Source organism: Affinundibacterium seohonense (assembly GCF_014284305.1).
Taxonomy (GTDB): Bacteria; Pseudomonadota; Gammaproteobacteria; order Burkholderiales; family Burkholderiaceae_D; genus Undibacterium; species Undibacterium seohonense.
Genome location: NZ_JACOFW010000003.1, coordinates 131,175 through 145,217 on the forward strand (window position 1 = coordinate 131,175; position 14,043 = coordinate 145,217).

Annotated in this window: 9 protein-coding genes and 2 tRNA genes; 3 read left to right on the forward strand and 8 right to left on the reverse strand. The window is 47.5% G+C overall.

Going from position 1 to position 14,043, the window contains the following annotated elements:
* Positions 1-91 precede the first annotated feature (91 nt).
* The 6 genes from H8K52_RS04155 to H8K52_RS04180 all read right to left on the reverse strand — a co-directional run bounded on the left by H8K52_RS04155 (position 92) and on the right by H8K52_RS04180 (position 8,404).
* Positions 92-1,558 carry an ATPase domain-containing protein gene (locus tag H8K52_RS04155; RefSeq protein WP_186921632.1) on the reverse strand — a complete coding sequence of 489 codons (1,467 nt, stop codon included), beginning with the start codon at positions 1,556-1,558 and terminating at the stop codon, positions 92-94.
* 81 nt (positions 1,559-1,639) lie between these two features.
* Positions 1,640-2,095, reverse strand: coding sequence for a hypothetical protein (locus H8K52_RS04160; protein WP_186921633.1), 456 nt, complete (start codon positions 2,093-2,095; stop codon positions 1,640-1,642).
* 22 nt (positions 2,096-2,117) lie between these two features.
* Positions 2,118-3,539, reverse strand: a complete 1,422-nt coding sequence (locus H8K52_RS04165; RefSeq protein WP_186921634.1) for a hybrid sensor histidine kinase/response regulator — start codon at positions 3,537-3,539, stop codon at positions 2,118-2,120.
* 4 nt (positions 3,540-3,543) lie between these two features.
* Positions 3,544-4,821: a response regulator gene (locus H8K52_RS04170; protein WP_186921635.1), complete on the reverse strand. Its 1,278-nt coding sequence runs from the start codon at positions 4,819-4,821 to the stop codon at positions 3,544-3,546.
* A gap of 9 nt (positions 4,822-4,830) precedes the next feature.
* Positions 4,831-7,569, reverse strand: a complete 2,739-nt coding sequence (locus H8K52_RS04175) for a PAS domain S-box protein (protein ID WP_425507522.1) — start codon at positions 7,567-7,569, stop codon at positions 4,831-4,833.
* Between the two features lie 43 nt (positions 7,570-7,612).
* Positions 7,613-8,404 carry a Crp/Fnr family transcriptional regulator gene (locus H8K52_RS04180; RefSeq protein ID WP_186921636.1) on the reverse strand — a complete coding sequence of 264 codons (792 nt, stop codon included), beginning with the start codon at positions 8,402-8,404 and terminating at the stop codon, positions 7,613-7,615.
* 594 nt (positions 8,405-8,998) lie between these two features.
* Here H8K52_RS04180 and H8K52_RS04185 point away from each other — a divergent pair.
* The 3 genes from H8K52_RS04185 to H8K52_RS04195 all read left to right on the forward strand — a co-directional run bounded on the left by H8K52_RS04185 (position 8,999) and on the right by H8K52_RS04195 (position 13,012).
* Positions 8,999-11,320, forward strand: coding sequence for an Ig-like domain-containing protein (locus H8K52_RS04185; RefSeq protein ID WP_186921637.1), 2,322 nt, complete (start codon positions 8,999-9,001; stop codon positions 11,318-11,320).
* Positions 11,321-11,406: 86 nt separating this feature from the next.
* The gene (locus H8K52_RS04190) at positions 11,407-12,564 is read left to right on the forward strand and encodes an OmpA family protein (RefSeq protein ID WP_186921638.1); all 1,158 of its coding nucleotides are present in this window, start codon (positions 11,407-11,409) and stop codon (positions 12,562-12,564) included.
* Positions 12,565-12,628: 64 nt separating this feature from the next.
* A complete protein-coding gene (locus tag H8K52_RS04195; protein WP_186921639.1) occupies positions 12,629-13,012 on the forward strand; it encodes a YXWGXW repeat-containing protein in 384 nt (127 codons plus the stop codon).
* A gap of 682 nt (positions 13,013-13,694) precedes the next feature.
* Here H8K52_RS04195 and H8K52_RS04200 read toward each other — a convergent pair.
* Both H8K52_RS04200 and H8K52_RS04205 read right to left on the reverse strand, forming a co-directional pair.
* Positions 13,695-13,770 (reverse strand) — tRNA-Glu (locus tag H8K52_RS04200).
* 177 nt (positions 13,771-13,947) lie between these two features.
* A tRNA-Ala gene (locus tag H8K52_RS04205) sits at positions 13,948-14,023 on the reverse strand.
* Positions 14,024-14,043 lie beyond the last annotated feature (20 nt).

Consider the following 14,043-nt stretch of genomic DNA (forward strand, 5'->3'; position numbering starts at 1 on the left):
ACTGAACAGCATTACTAAACTGAGGACAAATTACACACTACAAACTACGCAAACTTCCACTACGAGCATGACATCACCAATACCAACATTGCTAAACACGTTCAGGCAATCCAGAAAGGATGCCAACGTAATTCGTCAACGCTTCACCGATACAAATGTCGTCTTCGGCTATCGTATAGAAGCAAATATCTTTGCTATGCGTACTGGATCGAACCTTCACCACGGCAATTACGCGGCGCAGCTGGCCACTGATTTCAACGTATCTCTGCATGATGATGGCATCGGCCAAGAAAGCATTACCAGAGCTGCTAAACTTCAAACTGGTATATTGATCTTCAAGTTCTGCCGTCATCAAGACTGTCACACCCATGGCAGTCAAGCTAGCGACCATGCGATATAGAGCCTCGCGAAAATCTTCACGAAATACCGCCGACAACGCTAGTTCAAAACCCGACAGAGAATCAATCACCAAACGCTTGGCCTGTAAGCGACGCACATTTTCTACCATGTCATGAAAAATTTCATCCAACGACAAATCCAAGCTTTGGGTGTTAATCACGCCAACATTGCCACTCTCTATCATGCGTTTAAGTTCTTGACTAAGTAATTGATGCGGGCTTTTTTCAAATGCAGCGATCACTCCTTTTTCTCCCACACGTACACCCTCGGCCAAAAATTGAGTCGCTAATATGGTTTTACCAGAGCCAGAAGGTCCCACCACTAAAACAGAGTAGGCTTGCGGTACCCCACCGCCCATCATTTGGTCTAATGTCGTATTGCCCGTTGACATTCTGATCGCGTCACCTTGCACTTGACTAGCACTATTATTAAGTTCAACACTGGCAACCGCACGTGAAAATACCTCAATCCCAGAATCGCTAATTTTGAACGTATGCAAACCCGGACTCTGCGCCTGACCACGCATCTTAACCACCTGAATTTTACGTATCATGGAATCACGATAGGACATCTGCGACATCCAGATGATGCCATCAGCGACGGTGAATATCGGACTCGATTCCGCTTCTTGAACGAGATATTCCCCGATCAAAAAACTCGTCGCTTGCCAACTACTCATTTGCATACCTAGTTGCTGCACCAAGTGTTGCAAGCCAGATATCCCTGGATCGTCAGAGCGCGCGCTCTGGACGATAGAGCGAAACGAATCGACAAACACCAATCCTGGCGAAAACCCCTGCACTTCTTCAATAATACGCGACAGCACCCGATCAAAATCCCCATCCAATAAATCTGCCGCGAGATTCACAAACTTAATCGAGCTATTGACTTTGGCAAAATCAAAAAAGGGAAACTGTTGCTGATAGCGAAGCATTTTTAAGGGTGACTCACCGAGTACCGTAAAGAAGATCGCACGTCGATCAGGATTCGCTAATGCAAACATCATTTGATGTGCCAGCGTGGTTTTGCCGCTACCAGGAGTCCCCGCCAATAAATTAAATGAAAATTCCGGTAAGCCGCCGCCCAGCAATGCATCTAAGCCGGGCACGCCTGTTAGTAATTTTTGGATACGAACAGGCTGATTGTCGATCTCACTCATGGGGTTGCTCCGGGTTATACAATTTTGAAAATGGAATTCGATGTTGCGAACTTCTAGTATCTTGACTGCGATCTGACATGGCTATGGATCACCTCGGGGATCGTCACTATCAGGTTCGACTTTCGATTCAGCATCAGGCAAAATCGAGCCCCATGCGACCTGTAAAATATTTTGCGTTAATCCAGCACCGATCAAGCCACCCAATAGACGTATAAACGTGTCGAGTAACATACGGCTTGCGCGTTCCGCCAAAGCTAATTCCTGTTGGTCTAGTTGTGACCGTAGTTCATCAAAGCGCGTGCCAGCCTGTGAGGATGACAGGCGTAATTGCAACCAGGGATAATCTTCCTTCAACAAGTAAACACAGCGTGAATATAGAGACTCAAAACCGGCTTCTCCAATAATGCTGATCAGTTCACGCGCGAGATGCTCCCATAATTGCAAGGTGGCTGCGCCAATCTCATCGGGCTGCCGCTCAAAGGCACGTTGCAACCATTTATGATGATGCGTAAACTCATCTGGTCTAGGTAGCGTCATAATTAAAAATTAGAAAAGTGTTTCAAGTTGACAGCCAACCTGCCATCAAATTCAGCAGTGTATCGGTTGCAACTGGTTTTACCAAGAAATGATCAAAACCAGCTTCTATTGCTTGCTTTCGGTCTTGCGCCTGGTTGTATCCTGTGTACGCGACAAGACAAACCGGGCGCTTCGTTTTACTCTTACTTGCACTGACCGCAGGGATTGCGCGGATATTTCTGGCAATTTCAAAACCATCGTGATTCGGCAGTCCCAAATCGCAAAAAATCAAGTCAAACCCATCTTCACCGGCATCGTGAATTAGTTGAATGCCATGAGCACCATTAAGTGCCGTACTGACGCGATGGCCTTCACCGATCAATACCTCTGCCAGAACTGCCAGGGTATCGGGATTATTTTCGATGATCAAAATGCTAAAGTGTGGTCGGTGGCGTGACTGCCGAGTTTCGCTTAGCTGCCCAGACGTCGACACTGGCAATGAGGACGACAATATGGAAAGCGGTAGTTCCACCACAAACTCACTTCCCAAGCCTATCCCCTCACTCTTCACCTTGACGTCACCTTCATGCATACCGACGATGCTACGAACCAAAGCCAAACCGATTCCCAGCCCACCTTGTGCCCGATCGATCGATTGATAGCCTTGAGAAAATAATTCAAAAATTTGTTGTTGAATATCAGCAGCGATACCGATCCCATTATCTTTGATGCTGATTAAAATACGATCATGATGTTTTCTAAAACGTATCGATATCGTCTCGTACTCCGGCGAAAACTTCGAAGCATTGATCAGTAAATTACTAAACACTTGTGATAACCGCAAAAAATCAGCATACACCGTCATCGGCATCAATAATGGCTCACAATCGAGAAGCTGGTGCCTGAGTGCAATCGAAGGACTACTCACTTCAATCGCATTATCGATAATTGATTTCAACGTGAACTCTTGCTTGTACAAACTAATACGTCCACTACTAATGCGGGAAGCGTCCAGTAAATCGTCAACCAGATGACCTAGCTGCCCTACTTGACGCGCGAGGATACCGTGTAATTTCGGTAAATTGTCATGACTATCGGTGAGCTTAGCAATTAATTCGGTTGCCATCGCGATTGGCGCTAATGGATTGCGTAATTCATGCGCCAGCATCGCTAAAAATTGTTCTTGCTTCAGTTTTGCTTGCTCTGCGGCTTCTTGCATTGTCTGCGCGTTCATAGACGCAATCACCAGGTGTTGATTGGCTTCGCGCAGCTGCAGAACGAGTTGTTCTAAAATATTTTTGTCATTAATAACATCAAATTGATTTTCTAGGCGCGATAGCAATTCGGCGATGGTGGTACGTAATTGTGCTGTCTCCTGACTATGTTGATTGACCTGTTTGAGATGACTAATCTCCAACAGCGTGATGAGATTATTCTCAATATTACTGCCTCGGGTGGGATTCATATCATCAATCCAAACCATCAAAAACTGTGATGGTTTCAGTTTCGGACATGATGGCAACGATCACCCATTTATCTGATATGGAATTTCTCTCAGTGTCACAGGCAAATGCGCGCCACTCAATACCGATTGGACTATATTCACCAGCCTGAATTCGCAATTGTGTATTCTCGCGCAGCATCCCGGTCGTCACAACAAGATTGGCAAATTCTTCATTGCGGGTATGCATATCGCTTAGCCCCCAATGGTGTAAATCAAAGTTAGCAAGATCTTGATGCGCAATGCCAAACAAATTACAGGCAGAAAGATTGGCATCCAACAGGTTTTTGGACTCACCATCAAACACCATAATCGCTAGCCCTACACTGTTAAGTGCCATGCGTAAATAAGTAGATTCAATATTCGCTCGTTGTCGATCATTGAGCTCCATACCGATACCACGGTAACCAGTAAACCGCCCCACGTCATCAAAAATTGGCTCACCACTCACCTGCAAGAACTGATGGCTACCATCGTTTAAAATCCGTCGGTAAACATAGTTAAGGAAAGGCGTACGGCTTTGTATTTTCTCGTGCAATTGCGCATATTCAGCCTGATTCCAGGCGTCATCATTGACGTCATCGCTGGCATCAAGCTTGGCATCTTCTGGCTCTCTGCTCGAATTCTCTAGAGGCTCACTTGCAAGCCCATCGTCGCTGATACTGCGTATCCCTAACATCTCAAATACGGGACCTTCCGCACTGATGTAATTGCCATTTGCATCTTGCTCCCAATACCAATCGGAAGACAATTTAGTAAAACTCTTGAAGCGAGCCTCACTTTGGCGCAATTGCACGGTTCGTTCTTCCACTCTTTTTTCTAGAATGAGGTTGTATTCAGCGAGTCGCTTATACAGCAAGCGCACTTCCAGCATATTCGCGATACGCGTTTGCAGCTCAACTAGTTCAAACGGTTTACTGACAAAGTCTTTTGCACCTGCCTGCAAAGCCCGTAGTTTTTCTGCTGGCTGTGCGGTGATCACCAATACTGGCGTATAGGATTGCGGTTCAACTTCTTTCAGTGCTTGCATTACGGCAAAGCCATCCATTACCGGCATTTGCAAATCTAATAGGATCAAGTCAAACTGGTGTTGCCTGTGCAATTCACAGACGGCGGTGGGATCGAGCGTGGAAAACACATGTTGATAGCCGATATTGGCGAGAATTTTTTCAAGCAAGGTGACATTTGCGATCTGATCATCGACAACTAAAATTTTCGCCTGGTGTATCTCGGGTTTCACTAACATGATTTTCTTTCAATGTGACTTATCGCCACTGCGGATAACTGACGCGTTCGATGAACTCGTTGTGGCATGTTCAAGAGCTTGATTTAAGGCGTTCATAAACTCATCGACCTTGATCGGCTTAGTCAGATAGCGATAAAAGCCGGCCTGCTGTCCATTCTCAATATCTCGCGGCATCGCGTTGGCGGACAAGGCCATCACAGGAATGTGCTGGGTCGCGGGATCGTTCTGCAAAATCTTTAAGGCACCGAAGCCACTAATGCCGGGTAGATTAATGTCCATCAAAATGACATCCGGTTTGTAAACCCGTGCCATTTGTATACCGAGGTGTCCATCGATAGCGGAAATCAAACGTAAATCGGGACAACGGGCGACTAGCTGCTCAACCAAGGCCAGATTAGCGGGATTATCTTCGACATATAACAAAGTACGTTTACCCAAATCCGGCGATCCAAGTTGTTTATCTTCGTCCTCACAGATAGGTAAAATCGATTCAAAATGGGGCAACTTGGGCATCGCCGAGGCATTAAGTTCTATCCAGAAAACACTGCCCACACCAACCTGGCTCTCGACCCCAATTTCGCCCCCCATCAGCTCGACCAACTGTTTGGTTACGACTAAACCGATACCGGTTCCTTCTTCACTGCTAGTCTCCTGCCCCAATCGATTGAATGGTTGGAATAATTGTTGTAACTGTTTGGAATTCAGTCCAGCTCCAGTGTCGGTCACATTCACGCGGATCCTGGATTTACTAGCCAGCTGGCACTCGATAAACACCTTACCATTATCGCGATTGTATTTGATGGCATTCGACAGCAAATTAATCATCACTTGTTTGACCCGCATACGATCGGCATGTACATAAAACATTTGATCAAGTTTTGGGAACTGCATACTGATATTTCGTTTTTGCGCCTGCGGCTCTATCATGGCCTGACAGTCTTGCAAGACCTCAGTCAAGGACATCGCTTCTTGCGAAATCGTGACACGTCCGGACTCGATCATCGCCAAATCAAGGATTTCGTTGATCAACTTCAGCAGATACCAGCCAGCTTGCAAAATTTGATCAATCGATTGTTTTTGTGCGCAACTTGGCGCGGGTGTTTCTGATGCCATCAATTGCGCAAAACCCAGAATGGCATTGAGCGGCGTGCGCAGCTCGTGGCTCATACTCGACAAAAATTCTGACTTGGCTAAATTGGCTTTTTCGGCAGTGGCGATCGCCAAATTAAGCTCGACGTTGGTCACTTGTAATGCCAGTTCAGATTGCTTGCGTTCGGTGACATCGCGCGCTGCCGCGAATACGCCCTGTAGATTGCGTTCACGATCATAGAAGGTGGTGGCGTTATATGACACCACCGTTTTTTTACCATCTTTTGCTTGGGCAGTGAGCTCAAAGTTTGTCACTTTTCCCTCTTGCATGACTCTGGCAATCGCTGTTTCAGCTCGCTCGGGTTCCGTAAAATAATTTTTACACGGCGACCCTATCAACTCCTCTCGAGTACAGCCGGTGAGTCTTTCCATCTGCTGATTTACATCGCTTATCAAGCCATCGGGATCTGTCGTCATCAAGGCATCGATATTCGACTCAATCAAGGAACGGGTGTAGAACTGCAGGTCACGCAAACGCTGATCGGTAATCGCCTGTGTCGCCTCAACTTGTTTGCGCGCACTATTGTCGATGCCGATTAAGAGATAACCAATCACCTTACGTTCCACATCACGCAATGCTGTCACTGAGACATTGGCGGGAAAGCGCGTACCGTCTTTACGCACATACGTGAGGTCATAGATATCTTCGATACCGCGCGACGCCTTGTAAACCAGGGCTTCAAAACCTGGCAAGATTGTCGTGCCCATTTCTGCACTGAGCTCTTCGGCACGCTGTATGACTTCCTGAGGATCTGAAATATCAGCAGGACTAATCTTATCCAGCACATCGAGCGCGGTATAACCAAGCATGCGTTCAGCGCCAACATTAAAAATTTGTATCACGCCCTGCGCATCAGTCGCGATACTAGAAAAATTGGTACTGTTAAAGATCGCGTCTTGCAAAGCGCCTTTTTTCAACAAGGGCAATTGTTGTTCATGCAGCGTGTACTCTTCAACTAGGCGGTGGTGGATACTTCTCTGTATCCAAGCCGACAGTAAGCCCGTCACAATCAGCAGCGAAATAATGACGAAGGCGATTTGCGTAAGTCGAGCCAACTCTTCACTCTGCTGCTGATGCAAATCATCTTGAATCTGACGTTCCAATCCCAATACAAGGCGACGAATATCGCTGGCTAATTCGAGACCTTTATTGAACTTCGGTGCGGCGTTGGCAAACCCGCCAGCTTTAAAGGCTTTTTCGCTATCAATTAAGGTGCTAACCCGTTGTTCAACAATACTATTAATGTTGTCGATATCCGCTTGCATTGCGGTCTTACCTAGCACCAGATTTTGTAGGTTTGTCCGATCTTGGGTCAACTCTTGCAAGAGCACATCTCTTTGCTGCAATAAGGACGGCTCCTGGGTCAAAAAATAGGCCCATTGGCGATTTTCCGCCTTATCGATATGGGAGCGTAGATTTTCCAAGCCAAGAGTCAATTGATGAACTTGCTCGAATTCTTTAATTGAGACAGAGGATAAACGTGCGTTATTCCAAGCAATCACGCCGGATAATAATAACAACAACATACAAATCTCGAACGCCAATAAAGTCTTGCGTTTGAAATTCGGACTTAAATTCATTTTGAGTATATCGATCATGCGTTTTACCTGAATATGGAATGTGATTCTGCTTGCGATGGCGTCAGCGTTGATGGACGTCCGACAGCAAGCGTTTTACTTCTTTTCTGACGACCGCATAGCACTCACAAACTTGCTGCTCCAAACCAGCACGCTGTAACACAGTGATATGTCCGCGCCGATAGCTGATAATGCCTTGGGCTTGTAGTCTGCCAGCGGCTTCGGTGACGCCCTCGCGCCGCACCCCTAACATACCGGCGATCAATTCTTGGGTCATGGTGAGTTCATTGCCGCTTGAACGATCAAGCGTCAACAATAGCCAGCGGCACAATTGCTGATCAACACTATGATGACGATTACACACTGCGGTTTGCGACATCTGGGTAATCAGCGCCTGCGTATAGCGCAATAGCAAGCGCATGACGGCACCACCCATTTGAAATTCTTCTAGCAAAATAGTGGCTTTGATGCGAAACGCCAGACCTGCGGTTTGTATGACTGCGCGACTGGGTGTGGTGTCTCCACCCATCAATAAATTCACGCCCAATACCCCTTCATTGCCAATCCCCGCGATTTCAGACGAACCACCGTTTTCGAGCAAGTAATGTAAAGAGATGATGGCGGTAGTCGGAAAATAAGCGTGACTGAGTTTGCCGCCTGATTCGTGCAATACATCACCAAGTCGCAATTGCACTGCTTCTAGATGCGGAGAAAGCCGATCAAACTCTGGTGCGGGAAGTGCGGCCAATAAATGATTTTGACTAGGTGTTGCCGCTAACAGCAACTTAGTTCCAGCCGTGTTGGTGAGATTAGGATGTAAAAGCAGACGCGTGCTATTGATGTTTGGACTGGACATAGGTACTTCACTTTTCCAGTCTGATTAAGTTGGCGATGTCGCCATCAAGCTTCATATAGGCTGAACTTCGTTCAGTAAATCTTGGTTCCCGTGCAAAAACGACCAGGAAGCAGCTGGTGGAAGGTAACACACTCTCTACCTTTCAGCCCACTTTAATTGATCCACGAAATTTCGTATGTGGGATAGCGCACATAGCGCCAAAACGTCTCGCGCTGCATTCAAGCTACCCATCAATGCAAGGTCGCGTAGGCAATCGTGACCATCGCGTTCCCCCCCTGGTGGCAGACGGCACACCTCCTCTCAATGTGAATAGGTTTGCAAGTTTCTAAACAAGGGTTTGTGGCCAACTAAGCGATTTAACCTGTCTCACGATTCCCTATGTTGGTCAGCGTACAGATAGAAAGCTACAGCATCGCCAAGATGAGGTTTGGATTTTAGATTGCGATGAAATCCTTGCGTCTTATGCCCGCTTCTCATCATGGGAATAAGCCTGTTCCTACCCTAACCACATGATATTCCTGATGTTCATCAAAGACGACATAACCGCATTGATAACGAATCTCAATTACGACAAACCATTAAAAGAGGCAACAAATGACTATTCAATCGTACTTTTCTAAACCGTCAGCATGGCTACCATCGTGGCTGACAACATGGTTACCCATCTTCCTGATTGCTGCACTAAGCACTGCCTGTGGCGGTAGCGGTGATCAAGGGCGCGAGCCAATTTTAGGTCTTCCGGCTGCCAATTTAGTGGCGCTCAATGTATCACCGGCAAATAGTTCTATACAAATTGGCGGCATACAACAATTTGTCGCGACCGCCTCATTTGCGGATGGTAGCTCACGCGTAGTCAGCAGCGAGAGTAGCTGGACCTCCAGTATCGCAGCCAATGCCAGTATTTCCAATGCCGGTCTGGCACAAGGCATTGTGGCTGGCAGTACAACCATCACGGCGAAATATGCAGATAAAACGGCAACGGCTAACTTAACAGTCATTTCGGTGAATTTAGTGTCGATCGCTGTGACGCCGACGAATCCTACTGTGCCCGTTGGGAATCAGCAAATTTTTAAAGCAATCGGTACCTACTCTAATGGCACCAGCACAGATATCTCAGCAATCACGACATTTAGTGTAAGTAACCCAGCCATTGCTAGTATCTCTGCATCCGGTACGGCTACCGCCGTGAGCGTAGGCGCCACACCAGTAGTTGCCCGCTCTGGCAGCGTAAGTGGAACTACTAATTTAAATGTGAGTCCAGCGGTATTGATGCAACTATCCATGGCACCACTTAACCCTAGCGTACAAGTTGGTGCAACACAGGCCTTAGTGGTTACGGCAAGCTATTCTGATGGCAGCACCATGAATGTCAGTGCCAACAGCACCTATGTCGCTGCCACAACGAGCGTCGTGAGTGTTGTCGCAAACACTGGCGTGGTGACAGGTTTAACCACTGGTAATAGTGTCGTTACAGCGACCTTCAATGGTAAAACAATCAGCACAACCGTCACAGTGACACCGGCGCAATTAGTCTCGATTGCCGTAACCCCAGCAAGCGCATTAATTAATATTGCAGCGACACAAAATTTTGTGGCGACCGCAACGTATAGCGATGGCTCCAAGGCAAATATCAGCAATACCGTGATTTGGACCTCAAGTGATATCAGCAAAGCGACTGTCCTTTCTGGCGGCACAGCAACAGGTCTGGCAGTAGGCTCCAGCAATATCGCCGCAACTTTTCAATCTAAGTCAGGCAGCGCGCTACTAACTGTGATGTCAGCACCCGTGATCACTGGCGTGACAGTCACACCTGCCACCAATACTGTCGTGGCTGGTAGCTCAAGAAACTTTATTGCGACGGCAACCTACTCGGATAACAGTACGCTAAACATTACCAATACGGCGAATTGGAGCTCAGCGCAGCCTTTCACGGCCACAGTGAGTCCGAATGGTTTGGCAATTGGTGTCAGTGCAGGTCTTGCTACTATCGTCGCCAAGGCAGATGGCTTTACCGGATCAGCAGAATTGACTGTCACACCGCTATTGGTCATGACGGCCATTACCGTCACGCCATCAAATTCGAGTGCAACAGTGGGTGCAAACCTGCAATTTACTGCAACCGCAGTCTTCGATGATTTGAGTACACAAAATATCAGCGACACCGTGGTCTGGAATTCCACCAATCCGGCTGTTGCGACCATCAGCAATTCGGCACCTAAGGGCTTAGCTAGCACCTTTGTGGTCGGAAACACGACGATTACAGCGACTCAGGGCAGTCTCAGTGGCGGCACGAATTTCACCGTTACCGCTGCGTTAATTACCGGCATCAATCTGCGTAGTGCTGAGAGTTTTGCGGTTTTGGCTGGGAATTCAATTACCAATAATTCTGGTGGTTTAACTCTGATCACTGGCGACATCGGATCACCATCGCAAACGGTAGATCCGGTACAAACCGCGGGCTATACCAACTATAAATCTGGCGCGATTTTGGCAACTGCTTTAGCCGATGTTCAAACCGCGATCGCCGATGCGAATGCACGTAGCTGCGATGTCAATTCCGCTGCCGGCATTAATCTTGGTGGTCAGACTTTGCCACCAGGTGTGTACTGCTACGCTGATGCAATTACCATCACCGGTACGTTTACGATGAATGGCCCGGGCTTGTATGTGTTCCGTACCGGTTCAACATTAGATAGCTCGTCAAATTCGATCGTCGCCTTGAATGGTGGCGCGTCGGCAGCCAACGTTTTTTGGGTACCCATCGCACCAACCACTTTGGGCGCTAACAGTGCTTTTATTGGCACCATCATGACGAGCTCTGCCGCCATTACGATGGGCGATATGGCAACACTGCAAAATGGTCGCGTCTTATCGGCCAGTGCTGTGACGCTTAGAAATAATGTAATCACGCTCTAATAGCCAGTTTCCCCTACATTTAAACCACATCAAATCGCCAGTGAGAGCCACGAATCCAGTGGCTTTTGCTGCAACCGGAGAATTACATGAAACAAAATAAAAAAGTCGGCCTACTCGGTCTTGTCACTTGTGCCTTGCTATTTAGTACACAAGCGAATGCCCAAATGTTCGACCAAGACAGTCAAACCAAAGAGTGGTCAAAATCAGCTTGGTACATAGGTGCAGGGCTAGGACAGTCACGCACGTCTATTGACGAACAGCGCTTGGTTCGCAGCTTGATGGATAACGGTGCGAATTCCGTGATGTTCACCAAAGACGAACGCGATCTTGGCTATAAGCTTTTTCTAGGAAAACAACTTAATGAGAACTTCGCTATAGAAGGTGGCTATTTCAATTTAGGTGAATCGAGCTTTTCTGCACTAGGGAATCCGGGCACACTCCATGGTCGCGTTGGCTTTCAGGGTGTGAATCTGGATTTGCTGGGTCGGGTGAACTTCACCGAGCGTTTTGCTTTCCTCGCGAATATCGGCATGCATTACACCGAAGCCAAAGCCCATTTCAACGGCGATCGTCTCTACGCAGTAAGCGATCCCAATCCTAGTGAACGAAAACTCAATGGCAAGTATGGCCTTGGTCTGGAATACCAATTGACAGAGGCACTCGCCGTGCGCGGACAGATTGAACGTCATCGTGTCAACGACGGCGTGCAAAATCGCGGTGACGTCGATCTGTATTCAATCAGTCTGGTCTACAAAATGGGACAGCCCGCTCCGCAAACCCGCCCGGCCTACGTTGCGCCAGAGCCTATGCCAGCACCAGCCCCAGCGCCATTGGTCATAACTGAAACAAGACCAGTACAGGAGGTCGCCAAACCAAGACCGGTGCCAGTCTCAGAAAAAATCAACTTCTCCGCCGAAGCTTTGTTTGATTTCGATAAATCCATCGTGAAACCCGAAGGAAAAGCTGCACTCGATCAAATGCTCGACTCCCTTAAAAACATGAATACAGAAGTGATGGTCACCGTAGGTCACACTGATTCGATTGGCAGTGATGAGTATAACCAAGCCTTATCCATTCGCCGTGCCGAAGCAGTCAAAGCCCACTTGATATCACGCGGCGTCGGTGCTGATCGCGTCTATACCGAAGGCCAAGGCGAACGTCAGGCGATTGCCGACAACTCCACGAGTGAAGGCCGGGCAAAAAATCGTCGGGTCATCGTCGAAGTAGTTGGATCACGTCGATAATCCATCTCATAAGAGAGGCGATGATCTGTCATTGCCTCTCTTAACAATTAACTGGGAATCTATCATGTTAAAAAAAATCGTACTGATTGCTTGCTGTTCACTCACGTTGATGAGTGGCGTCAGCACAATTGCAAGCGCCCAAGATCTCAGTGTCGTGATGCGCTTCGGCCCTCCTGAGCCACGCACCGAATACAGACCACGAGCACGAAACGGCTACACATGGGCAGATGGGCATTGGGAGTCACGCGGACGCCGACATACTTGGGTCAAAGGATACTGGCTGCGCAATCAACGCGGCTACAATTATGAACAAGCACGTTGGGAGCAAGATGGGAATCAATGGCGAATGCACCGCGGCAAATGGCAACGCAATCAATCTGATCGCGATCATGACGGCATCAAGGACCGCAACGACAGACAGCCGAACAATCCTAGACGTCATGAATAATACTTTGACTTTCAATCACTAAGCTCACGGCTTTTGATACCGCAACATAGGCTTTTAGCAAGAGGCCGCCACACACTGAATTCAAAGAACAAAAGTCAACAATAAATAAATCTGCAGACAATTATTCAGGGGCATAACTTGGCATTAATAAGGTTTTGAAACTGAGTAATAAACGCGTTTTTATCCGCATATAAAAAAACCGAAGCACAGACGATGTTTCTCGTCGATGGGCTTCGGTTTATTTTCTAATATGACCAGCTAAAATCTCAGCCCAATTAATCACTGATATTAATCTCGCGTCCCTAGAGAATTACCCTGCGCGAGCAGTGCTCGCTTTGCACCTGAAAAACAAAAAAGCCGCTAAGTCTTTAAACTTAGCGGCATTATCTGGCGTCCCCAAGGGGATTCTCCTACACAAGCGCAGGCCGCGGAATCGCTTGCAAGCGATTCCCTTCGAATCCCCGGCGCGAGCAGGGCTCGCTTTGCACCTGAAAAACAAAAAAGCCGCTAAGTCTTTAAACTTAGCGGCCTTATTTGGCGTCCCCAAGGGGATTCTCCTACACAGGCGCAGGCCGCGGAATCGCTTGCAAGCGATTCCCTTCGAATCCCCTGCGCGAGCAGTGCTCGCTTTGCACCTGAAAAACAAAAAAGCTGCTAAGTTTTTAAACTTAGCAGCTTTATCTGGCGTCCCCAAGGGGATTCGAACCCCTGTACTCACCGTGAAAGGGTGATGTCCTAGGCCTCTAGACGATGGGGACATAAATCTGTCCTTATTACTGACCTTTTTTACTGCTTTTACCTGCTTTATTTCGCTTCGTTATTTACGCTTGCGATCAAGTAAGACCAAGATTATATACTCAACTTCTTCATTCCTGCAAGCATTTTTCTGAAAAACTTAAAAAATACTTTGATGATTTGAATCTATAAACTGATCGTGGTGGAGGTAAGCGGAATCGAACCGCTGACCTCTTGCATGCCATGCAAGCGCTCTACCAACTGAGCTATACCCCCGCACAAAACAGAACCGCGAG